This is a genomic window from Algoriphagus kandeliae (genome assembly GCF_004571135.1).
Taxonomy (GTDB): Bacteria; Bacteroidota; Bacteroidia; order Cytophagales; family Cyclobacteriaceae; genus Algoriphagus; species Algoriphagus kandeliae.
In genome coordinates this window covers 199,475-215,539 of record NZ_SPSB01000002.1, presented here as the reverse complement: position 1 = coordinate 215,539, position 16,065 = coordinate 199,475, and the positions used below count along the sequence as shown (strand labels likewise).

Annotated in this window: 12 protein-coding genes; all 12 read right to left on the bottom strand. The window is 44.3% G+C overall.

The window, feature by feature from the left end:
- Positions 1–9: 9 nt before the first annotated feature.
- Positions 10–972 carry a thiamine pyrophosphate-dependent enzyme gene (locus tag E4S40_RS05480; protein ID WP_135071994.1) on the bottom strand — a complete coding sequence of 321 codons (963 nt, stop codon included), beginning with the start codon at positions 970–972 and terminating at the stop codon, positions 10–12.
- A gap of 3 nt (positions 973–975) precedes the next feature.
- Positions 976–2,868, bottom strand: a complete 1,893-nt coding sequence (locus tag E4S40_RS05475) for a 2-oxoacid:acceptor oxidoreductase subunit alpha (protein WP_135071992.1) — start codon at positions 2,866–2,868, stop codon at positions 976–978.
- A 159-nt stretch (positions 2,869–3,027) separates the two neighbouring features.
- On the bottom strand, positions 3,028–3,894 hold the full coding sequence (locus E4S40_RS05470; protein WP_135071990.1) for an RnfABCDGE type electron transport complex subunit B: 867 nt from the start codon (positions 3,892–3,894) through the stop codon (positions 3,028–3,030).
- A gap of 11 nt (positions 3,895–3,905) precedes the next feature.
- Positions 3,906–4,763: a ferredoxin reductase domain-containing protein gene (locus E4S40_RS05465; protein ID WP_135071987.1), complete on the bottom strand. Its 858-nt coding sequence runs from the start codon at positions 4,761–4,763 to the stop codon at positions 3,906–3,908.
- Positions 4,764–4,968: 205 nt separating this feature from the next.
- Complete coding sequence (locus E4S40_RS05460) at positions 4,969–5,550, bottom strand: electron transport complex protein RnfA (RefSeq protein WP_135071985.1); 582 nt, start codon at positions 5,548–5,550, stop codon at positions 4,969–4,971.
- Positions 5,547–6,176, bottom strand: coding sequence for an electron transport complex subunit RsxE (rsxE, locus tag E4S40_RS05455; protein WP_135071983.1), 630 nt, complete (start codon positions 6,174–6,176; stop codon positions 5,547–5,549). Before rsxE ends, E4S40_RS05460 begins: the two co-directional genes overlap by 4 nt.
- A complete protein-coding gene (locus E4S40_RS05450) occupies positions 6,169–6,846 on the bottom strand; it encodes an FMN-binding protein (protein WP_135071981.1) in 678 nt (225 codons plus the stop codon). Before E4S40_RS05450 ends, rsxE begins: the two co-directional genes overlap by 8 nt.
- On the bottom strand, positions 6,843–7,856 hold the full coding sequence (locus E4S40_RS05445) for an RnfABCDGE type electron transport complex subunit D (RefSeq protein WP_135071979.1): 1,014 nt from the start codon (positions 7,854–7,856) through the stop codon (positions 6,843–6,845). The genes E4S40_RS05450 and E4S40_RS05445 overlap by 4 nt, the downstream gene beginning before the upstream one ends.
- Positions 7,849–9,186, bottom strand: coding sequence for an electron transport complex subunit RsxC (rsxC, locus tag E4S40_RS05440; protein ID WP_135071977.1), 1,338 nt, complete (start codon positions 9,184–9,186; stop codon positions 7,849–7,851). The genes E4S40_RS05445 and rsxC overlap by 8 nt, the downstream gene beginning before the upstream one ends.
- Positions 9,187–9,191: 5 nt before the next feature.
- The gene (locus tag E4S40_RS05435) at positions 9,192–14,105 is read right to left on the bottom strand and encodes a 2-oxoacid:acceptor oxidoreductase family protein (protein ID WP_135071975.1); all 4,914 of its coding nucleotides are present in this window, start codon (positions 14,103–14,105) and stop codon (positions 9,192–9,194) included.
- Positions 14,106–14,126: 21 nt separating this feature from the next.
- The gene (locus E4S40_RS05430; RefSeq protein WP_135071973.1) at positions 14,127–14,486 is read right to left on the bottom strand and encodes a hypothetical protein; all 360 of its coding nucleotides are present in this window, start codon (positions 14,484–14,486) and stop codon (positions 14,127–14,129) included.
- A 185-nt stretch (positions 14,487–14,671) separates the two neighbouring features.
- A complete protein-coding gene (locus E4S40_RS05425) occupies positions 14,672–15,823 on the bottom strand; it encodes an alpha/beta hydrolase family protein (RefSeq protein ID WP_161971777.1) in 1,152 nt (383 codons plus the stop codon).
- Between the last annotated feature and the right edge of the window lie 242 nt (positions 15,824–16,065).

Sequence of the window (16,065 nt, the reverse complement as noted above, 5' to 3'; positions counted from 1 at the left end):
GCCTTGGAGTTAAATGGCGTATCGATCCATGAGCGTATTGATGGCCCCAATTCGTTCTTCTACTGAAATTCCCAAATTGTGGGCACCATATTCATCATATCGGATGGCATTTTTATTTTGATAAAAGAGGCCAATAGGTGTGGTTTCTTTTACCAATTCAGCCATTTCTCTGGCTTTGAGAAGGTCGCTAGGATCATGCTGTTCAATATGGCGGAAAGTGCTTTTGGCTTTTTCATCCAATACAATACCATCCTCATGATCCAACAAGGTTAGAGCATTTGGATCTTTGACAGTTGGCTCATAGGTGTCCCGCATCCAAATTGGGCAGCGTTGCACAATTCGTACAAAAGCCAATCCGGGATGATCAAAGGCCTTTTTCAGTGTAGCATTCAGATGCGCTGGTTTCCAATCAATGGTTTGGGCGACAAAAGAGACATTTGCGAATCCCAAAGTTGACTGAATAGGATTGATAGGCGGGATGACGGATCCTCTAGGGTGGGTATTGGAATGGGTGCCTAAGGGACTGGTTGGAGAGGTTTGTTTTTTTGTCAATCCATAGATAGAATTATCAAAAAGCAAAACCACCATTTTCATATTGTAGCGAATGCCATGTACCCAATGACCGGCTCCGATAGAGCAGCAGTCCCCATCCCCCGTGATTACAAATACGTTCAGATCGGGTCTTCGAAATTTCACCCCACTTGCTACAGGGAGAGCTCTACCGTGTAAGCCATGAAAACCATAGGTCTTCATATAGTGAGGAAAGCGGCTGCTACAGCCAATTCCCGAGACAAATACGGTTTTTTCTGGAGGAAGCTGCTCATCCTCACAGAGCTTTTGTACCGAATGCAATATGGTATGAGCGCCACAGCCCGAGCACCATCTTGCTTTACTGCTTCCATAATCCTCAATGCTGTAATGCCCTTCTTCCGGAAGTGCGATTTCACAAAAATCTGGTTGAAAAGAAATCATGGTCTAGTCGATTAAGGTTAAGTTGAGTTCTTTCTCGAGCCTTTGTAAAATCTGAATCGGGCTCATGGGTTGTCCGTAAACATTGCTTAAGCAATCAATGTCAGTAAGCGTCTGCGCTCTCAGGTACCAAGCCAATTGGGAATAGCGCCTGTTTTCTGCTGTTATCAAGGGGTTTCCAACGGTATCGCTGTAATTGATTTCTACCGTCATCACTTTTTTAAACTTGTCGAAAATGTTCTTCAGTCCGGGCTCCATGGGACTTAGAAAACGGAGGTGAATACTGCTCACTTTTGCTCCTTTTTCTCTGGCTCTTTCTGCAGCTTCTTCAATAGCCCCTCGGGTTGATCCCCAACCTACCAACAACAGATCTCCTTCTTCATCGCCATGGATAGTAGGTGGCTTCAGTGTTTCTCGCAGAGCAGCCAATTTGCGACTTCTGCTTTCTACCGCTCGTTGGTTGATGGCAGGGTCGTAAGCGACATGACTATCTTCATCATGTGCCAGTCCGGTTAAGGTGTACATTCCGCCTTTCTGTCCCGGAATTGGTCTTTTGCTAATTCCTGTGTTTTTATCCCAATCATAGACTTTGACCCCTTCTTTCCAAGGGCTTTGGTCCAATGGTTCAGGAAACCATTCAGCCTTGATTTTTGGACGAGGGAAAGGCTGTACACCTGTTGCCAAATTTGCATCTGTCAGCACAAAAACTGGGGTCCTGAAAGATTCGGCCAGTTTTCTAGCCAAAATGACAAAATGGAAGCACTCCTCTATCGTGGATGGGGCAAGTACTACCTTCGGTGCATCACCGGGAGCACCGTATAATACAGCTAATAAGTCTCCCTGTTCCACCTTGGTAGGTAAGCCAGTAGATGGTCCTCCACGTTGCACATCGATTATTACCAGTGGGATTTCAGCCATAATGGCTAATCCAATAAATTCTGTTTTAAGCGCGATACCAGGTCCAGAGGTAATGGTAACGGCCGTTTTCCCGGCATAGGATGCACCTACAGCAAAACCAATTGCCGCAATTTCATCTTCAGCTTGGTGAATAATTCCCCCTGCCGATTCGATGGTTTCTGCCATGGCATGGGTAGCAGAAGTGGCTGGAGTGATGGGGTACATGGAACATACTTCGATTCCAGCCGCCATAACCCCAAGACTGATAGCCTCATTCCCATTCATTACCACATAGTCTTCCTCACTTAATTTGCTTGGAATGGTGAAATGCATGGGGAAGTTCTCATTGGCATATTCATATCCTGCAAAAAGTAAATCGAGGTTGCTTTGTATGATCTTCTCATCCTTTTTTCGGAAGATATATTTGACCTGATTGGCTGCGATTTCCAGATCTCGATCATAAAGATTGCAGAGCAGGCCGAGTACCCACATGTTTTTGCCTTTTTTGGCATCGCTTACATGCTTGAGACATTCCTTTTCCATGGGAATTTCAAAGATGTAGTATCCCAATTCTTTGAAATGCTCAATGGATTCTTTGTAAGCGATAGCCGTTTCCTCCGTATGCGTAGCCCATTTATTTTCTATGAGAAGGTAGGTTCCCGGTTTATAGGCATTTTGGTCTATCCGCCCATAAAGCACTTGCTCATTGAGAGCAACCACCAAATCGGCATGGTCACCCATATTGGTGATTTTGTTGCTACCCATCCTGACCCTGATTCCAGATGCGCCTGCTTTGGATCGGGCGGGAGGTTGGATTTCTGCCGGGATAATTTCAACTGTCCATACTCCATTTCCCATTTTGGCTGAAATGGCTCCCAAGCTTTGTCCACATTTTTGTGCACCTTCGCCTGAGTCACTGACAATCTCAATTACGGCTTCTTTGATTTTGGTCCTTTCAAATCGATTCGTTTCGGAAGGTTGACTGGCTGGATTACTGATCATGGCCTATAGTTTTATGCATAGTAAGTACCAAAAAATTATCCTAGATTTTATTGACCGAAATCAGCTAATAGCTAGATAAAAGTCAGGTTTCAAGGGCACAGTCCAGTCTACTAAGCGCTTGAAAATCAAGATTTGAAATCGAAAAATTTATGGGATTATTTAAGAAAAACCAGGCTCTCTATCCCCTTTACGGATGATTTTGGCACTTTCTTTTCCTTTTACGATTCCCAGTTTTGGATCGAGCCAGACGATGGCTCCAGTCGGGCACCGCTGAATCGGGTCTTGGGTTTGGTGGGCCAGTGAATAGTTGATAACTGGCAGGTTATTTTCAATCACAATAAGGTCTCCCGGCGCATCCATAGCACAGCGACCGCAGGCAGTGCAGGCTACTTGGCAGTCTTCTAGAATCTCATCTCCTTTCTCCAGATTTTTGCAATTTACCCAAAGTTGGTGGCTGATAGGTTGAAGGGAAAAAAGGTCCTTTGGACATACTTCTACGCAATCTCCGCAAGCGGTACATTTATCAAGATCCACCACAGGCAGTGAATGCTCATTCATATGAATGGCGTCGAAATCACATACTTTTTGGCAGTCTCCCAGACCCAGGCAACCCCAAAAACAGCCCTTTCCTCCACCACTGACTAAAGCGGCTGCTTGACAACTCTCCAGCCCTTCATATTTGGCTTTATTTCGGGCCACATTCGTGCCACCTCCACAAGCCAATCGGGCCACTTTCTTTTCTTCATCCCCTACGGAAATACCAAGGAACTCCCCGATAGCCTCCCTGCCTTCGGGCGAACTGACTGTACATTTGCTGGGGAGGACTTTTCCTGACACCAATGCTTCCGCAAAGGGTCTACAACCCGGAAAACCACAGGCACCGCAATTAGCATGTGGCAGCATATCTTCCACCACATTGATGCGCTCATCCTCATAGACGTAAAGCTTCTTATTAGCCACTACCAATAAGATGGCCAATGCTAGGGTGAGTCCACCAAGAGCTAAAACTGCGATGACTATTGACATTTCCTTTTTCGCTAGTAGATGATTTCAGCCCATTTTTTACCTGCTATGAGTTCCGCTTTTCTGGTTTCCCATTTTTCCTCAGAACCCATCAATTTGCTAAATACCTCATCCAAACCTTCCTTTACTTTTTCGTGTCCGGCTACATAGATGTAGGTGTTGAGACTAGAAAGCATTTCGATTATTTCCTCTGATCGCTCCTCAATGGATTGATTTAAGGTCATGACATCGTTCCACAAGGGTCTTGGGCTCAAAGCATGAATGGCTTGAAAAGTCTTTTGATCGTAATAACTGGTCAGGTCATTATCCAACTCATTTTGGTACAGCAATTCGAGCCCTGTCTTGGCTCCGTAGAATAGCCGTATCCTTCCTCTCCAATCCCTGATGTGCGTGTAAATATGCTTGATAAATGCTCTAAAAGGAGCGATACCTGTCCCCATACCGATCAAAATTAAATTGGCGTCATGGTCTTCAGGGACCTTAAAGGGAAGACCGAAAGGACCGGTGATGGTAATTTCGTCCCCTACTTTTCGATCGCAGAGGTAATTGGAGGCAATCCCATATTCCAGCTCTCCGCTGAAAGGATCCACATAATTACAGCGCTTCACCAAAAGCGTGATTCTTGTTTTGCCTTTTACTTTTTCGGGCAAATCGGCCACACTGTACAAACGATGGTGCATGGTGTTTCCAAAATCATCTTTTGTTTGAATCAAAACACCAAAGCTTTGATCAACTTCACAATGAAATGAAGGGTCTTTCACCTCCAAAATCAATTCCCGGACTTCTTCCGTGTCTTCAGGGGTTAGCCTTCGGGTCTTTTTAACTGTGGCAGCATGTTGCCTTCGGGTGTCAAAATCTGATAAATGTGCCATTTTTTTATTCTTTAGTAGTTTTTCTTTGACATACCGTGCCACAACCGCAATTGCCACAGTCCCCTCTTCCGGCAAGCACGTCTTCTGATGAGTGTTTATCCATAAAAGCCAATCGCCATAAGTATTGAACAATAACCCAGGCTAGCATTAAGCCCGTTATTCCAAGTATTCCGATTAGGTATTTGACCATCATTGTTATTGCTCTTTAACTTCCCAATCCTGAAAATCCCATAAATGCGAGGGATAAAATCCCTGCTGCTACCAAGGTCAAGACGGTACCTCTGATGACTTTGGGTACTTCCGCAAAATCAAGTTGCTCTCGTAATCCGGCCATCAACAGGAGGGCTAGTGTGAATCCTGTTCCGGCACCAAATGCATAGGTGACGCTTTGAAAGAAATCGTATCCTTTGTTGGTTTGAAATAAGGCCAAACCCAAGATGGCACAGTTTGTCGTGATCAGGGGAAGAAAAATACCCAAGGCTTGGAAAAGTGCAGGGCTCATTTTCTTCACAAACATTTCCACCAATTGTACTGTGGAGGCGATGACCACAATGTAGCTGATCAATTGAAGGAACGGCGCGTCAATTGCCTCCAAAAAGGCGTGGATGCCATAGGCACACATGGAGCTAATGAGCATCACAAAGGTTACCGCTCCCCCCATTTTTCCAGCGGTATTTATCTTCCCCGAAACGCCCAAAAAAGGACAGATACCAAGGAAATAGGCCAGAACAAAGTTGTTTACCAAGGCGGCATTGATGAATATTTGGCTGAATGATTCCTGATTCATAATGCGTTGCGTTTTTGTTTATACAAGTTGAAAACCAATAACCATGCAGCCAATGTGAAGAAGCCTCCGGCAGGTAGAATCATGATTACCCATTCCTGAAAGGTATCAGGAAGAATAGCGATTCCGAATATTGACCCGCTTCCCAAAATCTCTCTTACCACACCAAGACTAACTAAACCAAGGGTAAAGCCTAAGCCCATTCCCAAGGCATCCATAATGGATTTTGTCAAGGTGTTTTTTGAAGCAAATGCTTCAGCGCGGCTTAGGATAAGGCAGTTCACCACTATAAGAGAGATGAATGCGCCAAGATTCTTGTGAAGGTCAACACTTATGGCTTGGATTGCATAGTCAATCATGGTCACGAAAGTGGCGATGATGAGAATGTAGGATGCGATGCGCACCTCTTTCGGGATAAAATTGCGCAGCATTGAAACCAAACTATTGGACATTATCAGTACAAAAGCAGTCGCCAAACCCATTGCAAGTGCATTGACTGCCGTATTCGAAACAGCCAATACCGGACACATCCCCAAGACCTGCACAAAAACCGGGTTCTCTTTCCACAAGCCTTTGATAAACTCATCAGTAGTGGTGGGTGCCGTCGCTTTAGTTATCTCATTATTCATTTTCGAGGGAATTAAAAGCCGTCTTGTTTTTGTAAATAAGCGGTGCCCATTCCGAAGCACTTGCGTTAATGATTTCACCAATCGCACGAGAGGAAATGGTTGCGCCACTGATACCGTCTACTTCCCAAGCATTGGTTTTTGTACCTTTTTTGACAGTGACAACCCGGTTCTGTAAAGTCGATTGATCATCGTTTAGAGCTACATCCAAGGCTGTGAAATTTTCAAGGAAGGTGGGATCTTTTTCAATTTTGTCTCCTAATCCCGGAGTCTCTTTGCTTTCCAAGACATAGAATCCTACCACTTTCTGATTATCCGGATCATATCCGTAAATGATCTTGATTTGATCTGCATAGCCTTGACCACTTGCTACAATGGCAATCCCCTTAAAATTTCCTTCGCTGTCATATCCGGCATAGACTACATCTGTATCTGTCTCTTCTGCAGGGAGAAAAGAATTGTTTTTATATGCATAGGGCTGCATTTCGGTGATTCCAGGAAGTACCTTAAAGATTGCCTCTTTGAGGGCTTCTGCTCTCAGAAATTCAATTCTTGGCAAGGTTCCTTCATAGGTGAATACGATCAGTATCCCGCAAATAATACCGATGCCAGCCATGGCACGCAGCATTTTAAAGCTATTGGAAGGAGGCGCTATGGTCTTTGAATCTGTCATGATGATTTTAATGAAGTTCCATAAACCCGATAGCGAATCAATCGATCAATATGAGGTGAAATTGCATTTCCTAACAAAATGGCGTACATGACTCCTTCCGGAAGTCCACCCCAAATCCGTATTACCACGATTAGTGTTCCGATAATGGCTCCATAAAGCATGACTCCCCATTTGGTGATGGGTGAAGCCACCATGTCGGTTGCCATAAAGACTGCACCGAGCATTAGTCCTCCGGAAAAGAGCATAAATAATGGGGAAGGATACTTGGAAGGATCCACCCAATAGAATATGCCACTCAAAATGAAGACCGTCGCAAGGATGGAGACAGGAATTCTCCAATTCATAAAGTTTCGTATGGCCAGATAAACTCCCCCTAAAAGGATCAGAATGGCGCTTGTTTCTCCAGCAGACCCACTGACAAAACCAAAAGCCAAATCTGCGGTGTCGGTAACAACTCCGTCAAACTTAAAAGCTGAAAGAGGTGTGGCACCCGATACTCCGTCAACCACCGGTTTCATAAATGGGGCTGCAAACAGCGAACTGTTGATAGTAGTAAATCGATCTGCCGAAAAACCGTCATACCAAGTGGTAATGGCAACGGGGAAAGCTCCCTGAAGTACAGCTCTTCCAACTAAGGCAGGGTTAAAAACATTATATCCCAAGCCTCCAAAAAGGAATTTACCAACGCTTATGGCGATGACACCGCCTAAGAAGGTCATCCAAAGTGGAAAAATGGGAGGTAAGGTTAGACCTAATAGTAATCCTGTGATGATTGCCGACCAATCGGAGACAGTACTTCTTTTCTTTGATAATCGGCAAAGCACATGTTCGGTTAACACACAGGATAAAGTGGACGTAATCAACACCAAGGCAGCATTCCAGCCGAAGACATATACTGAAAATGCGGCCGCAGGTAACATAGCCCAAACCACATTGCGCATAATGATCTCCACACTGCTTCCTTTGACCAAGTGTGGCGAAGTGCTGATATGTAATGTTTGCTTAAACATTCTTTGATTTTCTTTTGCGGACAATAGATTTGGATAGCCTGAAGTACTGAACCAGCGGAATATGAGATGGGCATACGAAAGAGCAGGAGCCACATTCAAAGCAGTCCATCAGATGGTATTCCTCGGCCATTTTATCATAGCTTTCAAACTTGGCTAGGATGCCCAATTTGGAAGGGTTGAGTGAAAGTGGACAGGCATCTACACAGGCGCCACATTTGATACATGGGTACACTTGTGCGGAGCGATGCACTTGCTTTTGGTTGAAAACAACAATTCCTGAGGTGCCTTTGACAATGGAAATGTCCAAATTTCCTACAGCCACACCCATCATGGGTCCTCCCATGTACACCTCGCTTATGCTTTCATCTACTCCCACTTGCTCCAATACATATCGTAGTGGAGTACCAATAGGAATGAGATAATTGCCTTTCTTCTTGACTCCAGGACCAGTAATGGTAATCACCCGCTCCTGAATGCCTCGGCCATGGGGTAAAAGGCGGCCGATTTCTGCGGTAGTCGCCACATTGACCACTACGGCATGCACATCAATTGGCAGGCCTCCAGACGGAACTTCCTTGCCCATTAGTGCTGTAATCAGCATTTTCTCGGCACCTTGAGGATATTTTACAGGAACAACCTGAACAGAGATAGGCTCTTTTCCGGTAAGTTTGCTCGCTAGGAATTCGGCAGCATCTTGCTTATTTGCCTCTATTCCTATGATCGTGTGTTTCGCTCCCGTCGCTTTCATCAGATATTTAATCCCCATGAAAATATCATCCGGTTGCTCTAGCATCACCCGATGGTCAGTCGTCAGGTAAGGTTCGCATTCAATTCCATTGATGATGAGGGTATCGCAATGCTTTCCTTCTGGAATTTTCAATTTGGCATGAGTGGGGAACGCTGCTCCTCCCAAGCCGACAATCCCTGCTTCCTGAATTCCCAGGAGAATTTCTTCAGGTGTGGCAGTTTCCAAATCTATCGGATTGCCTTCCAGTATTTCCTGTGTGGATGAAGGAAAAGGTTCCAGATAGATTCCGGTTGTCATTTTTCCCGAAAGGGTGGGAACATTGGCAATTTTGCGAATGATTCCACTGGCGGGAGAATGAAGAGGCACAGACAAGAACCCATCAGATTCCGCCAATTTTTGCCCCCTAACTACTTCTTGTCCTTCCCGAATGATGATTTTGGAAGGCTTTCCTATGTGCTGGGCAACAGGAAGTATAATTAGAGGGGCAAAGGAAAATTGCCTGATAGGTAGGCCATTGGTTTCATCTTTATTTTCAGGCGGATGAATACCATGCTTAAAGGTATGTCTGTTGATGGTTAGCATATCCTTTAATTGTATTTCTCGGCCCTTTTAATCCATTTTTCAATGTCCTTTCCTGTCTTGTCAGCTGGCAATCCTGGATGGATTACCTGTGCTGTACATTTTTCGGCAGCTAGAACTAGGTCCTGATAGGGTCCTGCCTGTGCGTCTTTGATATAGGCTTTTTTATCTTGATTGTATGAAAATATTTTAGGGTTGAGATTGATGCACTCGTTACAGGAGGTGCATTCATCTGTTTCAATCCAAGCTGAAGATTCAGTTTGTGTAGTAGGCGCTTGCTCTTGGGTAGTTGCATGCTGCTCGGTAGGGCTTGACTGCATCATGGAGGAGGTTAGATCGACTCCATTTCCACCGGCAAGTTGTGCCAGTTTTCTGGCAATCTTTCCGACAATTTCCGCTCTGATTTTGCTTTCTAGATCCTCTTCAGTAGCGGCCTCAGGTTTCGTGCCCGCCAAATCCCGTAGCAAAATCCAGAAGTCTCTTCGCTCTTCACAGGACTCGACAATGGTTTTCGCTACGATTACTCGAGTCAATTGATTTTTTCTGTCTACCGCCCAGATGAATGGGAATTTACCTTCCCGATCTTCCTCGCTCATGTCCAAGAATTCAGTGAGCAGGATCATATTTTCATTCCAGGTATTTCGAGGAGCATTTCGGAAATGCTTTCTGAAACGTCCCTCAGTCAAGGCGAAGTCCGCAAAGGTCATCGGAACCTCCATGGATTTGTCAACCCCATTTTCAACATATTTCAATTGATAAGTAGGCCAATCCTGATCGATAGCAGGGTTTCCTGAGATATCCAAAGCCTCCTGTACTTTTACACTCAAATCAGGATTGTATCGGAATATTGGATAAGCTCTGGACTCTACAGCCAATTTTGCCTGATGAGAACCTAAATCATCTGCAACGCCATGCTCAGGTTGGCAGGTGGTATACAAGTTGAATAGGGCAGGTCGCTTGGTCATCAAACCATCGATAAAGCCTTCGATCATGTGACTGGTATTTGCCAGGGTTCCTTGCATCACATAGGTGTTACGGTGTGCCATGGCAATCAAGCCAATTTCCTTTCGAGGTTCCGGTTTTCCTTTCCACACCTTGCCGTATTGCGCCATGTCAGATACCTGACCGATAAAGCCTGAGGTACATGCCTGTCCACCTGTGTTGGAGTACACTTGGGTATCCACCACAATAACTTTGATTGGCTTTCCGGAAGCCATCATTCTGGAGAGGTTTTGGAAGCCAATGTCATACATGGCACCATCACCGCCCAAGGCTACAACCGGAGGGCAAAGCAACCATTCCTCATCTGTGAATTGCTTCCAGTTGAAGTAGGTAAAGAAGTCTTTATGCTCTTCTGCCTTGTACTTGCCTTCGAGAATCAAGTTGGCTTTTCGAATGGCTTTAAATCCATCGGCCATCTTAGACATGTGTCCCTCAAAGATCCCCATCGCCATGGATGGTGAATCTTGGAAGAGGTGGTTTGCCCAAGGGAATGGATATGGGTTGTAAGGGTAGGTACTACCCCAAACAGAGGTACATCCTGTGGCATTGGTCATACCCATAGCAGATCGACCTCGGCCGGTTGTCCCTTCTGTATATTTCCATTTCAGTTTTCTGAGTTCTGAGATCAAATGGCTTGTTTCTTTTAGCCATTCTTGGTCAATCGGTTTAGTTCCGCTTACTGCTTCCAATTTGCTGGCAATGCCAGACATGGTTAAATCAGTGTTGCGAGACTCGTTGAGAATCCTTTCTATCGCATCTGTATTCTTGATATTGATGGATTCCAGAAGTCGGGATTGGATGTGTTGCTCCAGTTTTTGGATAAGTTCATCCAACTGATTTATGTGCTTCTTGATGCGGGGTTGCATCAAGGATTCTACCGTCGCGATGAATAAATGCACCACGGATTTTTCGGAACAACCCAGACAGGCACCATCCCCACTTACAAAGTGCTGGTAAGCATCCTTATTTAATAAGATGGTTTCCAGCGGTCCGATTTTTTCCTCCAAACTGTCAATTCGATTGAATTTTTCAGGAGTGGTAGGAAGGTCTGACCACAAATCCCAATCTTTTCTCAATCGGGCAATGGAGCCTTCTGTCTGAATCACGGATACTAAAGCATCATCTTCGCAGACTTTAATACATTCATTACAGCCTTTACAGGTATTTGGATTGACAGTGATGCTAAACAAGCCACCGCTGTTCGGGGATTTTTTCTCATGCAAATCGTAGTAAGGACGGGTCAAAGCAAATTTGAAGTCTCCCAGTTCTTCTTTGAACCAGCCGAGCTCATTCACCATATCTGCATTGTCCTTGTTTTCCTCAGTCAATTGGTCGATTCCAATGTGGATCAATTGATTGACTGTTTGGTCTTCAGCTGCATCCTTAAACAAAGCCCTAACCTTGCTTTCCAGGGTACGGACAGCTTTGGTCAAATGAATGACGTTGTCATGATTCTTTTTGACTCGCTTAACGACTGTTTCCAGTACATCTTTCAAATCACTCACCAAGCCTGGAATAGCTGTATCAGGACAGACTGTGTAACATTTGCCGCAGGCTGTACAATTATTCGGAATCCATTCAGGGTGCTCAAAGCGGATGCCTGACATATCTCTGAAAACCGCCGTAGTGGCAGGCATCAAACTCAGGCCGATAAATGGATCGGTGAGGTTGTCATTCCCCATTCCCTGCGCATAGAAATTGCCTGTTTGCTCCCAGAATCGGTGGATATCACTCAATTTGGATTGGCTTTGGGGCAATTCCTTCAGCATTTTTGGAAGCGGAATTCCTACACTTTGGGCTGCTTGTCCGTTGGTGCCGGTTTGAATCTCTTTAGTTAGAATTTCATGCACCTCCGTAAATCCGCGCTTCACTACGCGCATGTTATCATCAACCACTCGTTGACCTTTGGCACCAAACTTATGCTGGAGCTGATCTTCGATGGCTTTGAGTAAGTCTTTTTCATTTAATCCTGCACTTTCCATCAAAGGAGAGGCAGCAAAGAATGCACCTTGGAAAGCGATCCCTTGCATACGCAATTGCAATTCTGGATCTGTTGCTTCTTCACGGGCGATTTTAAATCCATCGATGTAGAATACCCGGATCTTGTTGTCGATGATGATTTTTTGGTATCGCTTTGGAATGTCAGCCCAAACTTCATCAGGAGAGGTTTTCTCACTTTGAATGATAAAGCATCCGCCCTCTTTCAAGCCTGCTAAGGCATTGGTATGCTTGAAGACATTTGGGTCCGGAGAAAGCACCACGTCCACAAAATAAAACTCACAGTTCATCCGAATAGGCTCGGGTGCAGCTGCTAGGTAATAAGTGGTAGGCTGACCTTTCTTTTCAGATCCATACTTGGGATTTGCTTTGATATCAAAACCCAAAAGATCATAAAGCGTCATCGCCAAGTTCTTACCGGTGGTAATCGCTCCCCAACCACCAATGGAGTGAAAGCGAACCGTAGTTGCCCCTTTAGGCATGAGGTTTGGATTTTCCGATCCACGGATTCCTAAATCCTTGATATTGGGATAGGCTTCGAGAATGGTTTCCTGATAGGCCCGTTGTTTAGGGGTAAAGGCATTCTCCCGGATAAAGTCGATGGACAGGTAAAAATGCTTTTTATGTTTTCCTTCGGGTAACATGTTTTCCACAGCCCCGATAATTCCTTCAGCTTGTAAGTCACGGCTACCCATTCCAAATGAACCAGAATAAAGCCTAGGTACGTCCTTGGCCTGATGATAAGATTCTATTTCTGGATAGGGCTTTTGTCCGTCTGATAATCCGTTTTCCAAGCATTTGGAAATCACGGCCCGCAACTCTCTCGCGATGGGAAGATCTTCTGCCAAAGGCTGGTCAAGTCGTTCTAAGACGACCACCCCTTTTTTGCCTTTGATTACTTTAGAAAGAAGATCAGAAGGGAAAGGGCGGAACATGACCAAATTGACCACCCCAACTTTTATTTTCCGGGTGGCTCTTAGGTAATCAGCTACTGCTTCAGCACTTGGAATCAAGCTTCCCTGACCTAAAATCAGGTAGTCGGCATCTTCTGCCTTGTAAGTCATTACCCGTTGATATTGCCTTCCGGTTAGTTCGGCATATTCATCAAAGGCCTTGTCCGCGATGTCTTTAATATGATCAAAAAAGAAGGGACGCTGGGCTGCCACACTTTGCATGTAGGAGTCCTGATTTTGCACAATACCCGCCATTAGTGGATTATCCACATCCCAGAGTTCTGGAATTCTTCTTCGCTTTTCTCCATAAATAATCCGCTGGGCTGGAGTAGGTGTATCGATGATATCGTCCGGTCTGCCGAGAAATTCCTTGATCAGTTCCCGCTCAGGCACATACAAACTTTCAATCAAGTGAGTGGTCAAAAATCCATCCTGAGCAATAATCCCAGGGGTAAGTGCGAGCTCAGCTATATGGTGAGCCAGCACGTTTAAATCTGCCACATGTTGGGCATTTTTGGCAAACATCTGGAAAAAGCCTGTATCATCCACCGCATGATAATCGTCATGTCCAGCATGTACATTCAAGGTAGATTTTGTCATGGCTCTCGCACCTATGTTCAAGACATAAGTGAGACGTTTACCTACAGCAGCATACAAAGATTCGTGCATGTAGGCTATACCCTGTCCGGATGAAAAATTAGCGGCTCGCTGACCCGTCATGGAAAGGCCAGCTGTCACCGCTGCTGCTGCATGCTCCCCTTCAGGCTCAATAAAGATGAGCGGCTTGTCGGAAATGTTAAGGTGTCCTTTGGCAGCTTCTTCCGCCCAATATTCACCCATTTGGGTGGAGGGGGTGATAGGATAAGCTCCTGCTGCATCTGAGGATTCTCTTTCGCACATAATGGCGGCTGTATTTCCGTCAAGGGCTGCCCGAATCCCAGGGTATTTGGGGTTAGTTTTATTGCTCATAAGAAGGAGGATTGCTAGTGATTAATTACCCGATACTACTTTGCGGGTATTTTCAGCCATAATGATGAAATCATTCGCCATGTCAATATTCATCCAAGGATCCTCAGTATCGGCTCTGCGATACATGGGGGAAAGATTTAGTGTATTGAACTTGCCATCAATGGCTCTGCACTGCTTCAAAAGATCGTCTACTTGATCTTTTTCCTGGAACTCAACGCCATGCTCACCTAGGAAGCTACCGAGGTAATTCACGACGGCGTAATAGGCGTTTCGGCATACGCTATAGGCGACTACGTCCTCTTCGGGCCTGCATAATTCATCTTTCGCAGCATAAAAAAAGTTGTCTGCCTTGTCCAGGATTGGGTTTTTTAGATTTTCCATGACAGTAGAGTTAGGTTAGTGAGATCAAGTTATCTCCTGCATGGATATGAAAACATGATAATTGTCAGCCACTTACCTGATAAAAATAAAGGGGTCAGGGGAATGAGGAATTAAAAATGTAGAGTCTTCATCGTTTGGAATAAAGAATTTCTCTATTTGATATATACCTTTTTCAATGCATTATTTTATTTACCGGATGGAGTATTTCTGTTCGACTGTTTAAGAATGAAATCTTTTATCAGTATAAGGACATCAGGCTCAATGGTTAATTCAATACTATCTACTTCTTCAGGCAATCCTGTTTTTGCGGGTTGTAGCATGTGGTTGAGATTGGGTAATAATACAGAGGTAACCTCGGTATTTCCTCCTTCCTTAAGCGCCAGATCAATGGCAGCCACTGATTCAGCACCTGGAACATTCAGGTCTAAGGTTCCTCCAATAGATAAGACTGGGCAGCGTACTTGCTTTAGGTATTCTTCTGGACTTGGTCCTTCCCAAAATTCTTTGAAGGCTGGTCTGGCATAATATTCTATATAAAACCACTCAATTACTTCTTCGAGCTCTTCTCCCGAAAGTCCTTTCAACTCGGAAAGATCCCTTCGGTTTCTATGGACCAAATTATAAATTGAATCTTCTAGCGGTTGTCCGAGTTCCATTTCTAATGCTAGCTTTATTATAGAATCATTAACCATGGATTCTCTTACTATCTGCTCGATAGAATAGCCCCTTGCTTTGGCCATTCCACTAGAGTACAAACTGTCTGCTTTAGGGTAAGGTAATCCGGGAGCACCTAATAGGATTAAAAAATCCAATTCATGTTTCGCTTCAACCATAGGACCCGTAGAACCTCCTTCACTATGTCCTGCAATCCCGATAGTATGAAAATCAATGTCTTCACGATCTTCTAAATATTGCACGGCACTCCATCCATCGGAAGCAAAATCATCATAAGTAGCCAAGTCAAAATTACCTCCTGATTCTCCGCAACCTCGTTTATCATATCTCAAGACAGCTATCCCATTCCTGCTTAAATAATCGGCTATTACTAGAAAGGGCTTATGACCATATACACTATAATCACGGTCATGTCTCCCAGTTCCGTGCATGAGTACGACAACCGGAAATGAGTTGGTTTCTTTGTCAGGATAAGTAAGGGTGCCTTGTAACACGATACTATCCCGAACATTTATAAATTCAATAATTTCACTTTTATATGGAATAGGAGATTCTAGTGGCTTGTTTCGAAAGTAAGTAGCAGAAGCTTTTTTTTCTTTTGTTGGCTGGTTGTTACAACTCGTTAATAGTATAAAGGCAATAAGGCACAGTGAATTTTTCATGTAATACGAATTTATTGTATACAACTTGTTAAAATATCCGCCTTTAGTATTCATATATAATATGTTTAGGGATGAAAAATTCACCTTATGGTATATCAAAAGGAATTAAGAGCCTAATCCAATATAAAAAATTTTCAATTTATCCCTGATTTAAAAAAACTAGTGTCAGCCTCAAAAATCGTGTTTAAAGGATTTGTTAAATAAAAGGAAACAAAAGTTCACAGGATACTTACTTCTAATCT

Bases quoted from the DNA above. Each gene is read 5' to 3' on its own strand.
- E4S40_RS05480 (WP_135071994.1), bottom strand. From the start codon at position 972: ATGATTTCTTTTCAACCAGATTTTTGTGAAATCGCACTTCCGGAAGAA.
- E4S40_RS05475 (WP_135071992.1), bottom strand. From the start codon at position 2,868: ATGATCAGTAATCCAGCCAGTCAACCTTCCGAAACGAATCGATTTGAA.
- E4S40_RS05470 (WP_135071990.1), bottom strand. From the start codon at position 3,894: ATGTCAATAGTCATCGCAGTTTTAGCTCTTGGTGGACTCACCCTAGCA.
- E4S40_RS05465 (WP_135071987.1), bottom strand. From the start codon at position 4,763: ATGGCACATTTATCAGATTTTGACACCCGAAGGCAACATGCTGCCACA.
- E4S40_RS05460 (WP_135071985.1), bottom strand. From the start codon at position 5,550: ATGAATCAGGAATCATTCAGCCAAATATTCATCAATGCCGCCTTGGTA.
- rsxE (WP_135071983.1), bottom strand. From the start codon at position 6,176: ATGAATAATGAGATAACTAAAGCGACGGCACCCACCACTACTGATGAG.
- E4S40_RS05450 (WP_135071981.1), bottom strand. From the start codon at position 6,846: ATGACAGATTCAAAGACCATAGCGCCTCCTTCCAATAGCTTTAAAATG.
- E4S40_RS05445 (WP_135071979.1), bottom strand. From the start codon at position 7,856: ATGTTTAAGCAAACATTACATATCAGCACTTCGCCACACTTGGTCAAA.
- rsxC (WP_135071977.1), bottom strand. From the start codon at position 9,186: ATGCTAACCATCAACAGACATACCTTTAAGCATGGTATTCATCCGCCT.
- E4S40_RS05435 (WP_135071975.1), bottom strand. From the start codon at position 14,105: ATGAGCAATAAAACTAACCCCAAATACCCTGGGATTCGGGCAGCCCTT.
- E4S40_RS05430 (WP_135071973.1), bottom strand. From the start codon at position 14,486: ATGGAAAATCTAAAAAACCCAATCCTGGACAAGGCAGACAACTTTTTT.
- E4S40_RS05425 (WP_161971777.1), bottom strand. From the start codon at position 15,823: ATGAAAAATTCACTGTGCCTTATTGCCTTTATACTATTAACGAGTTGT.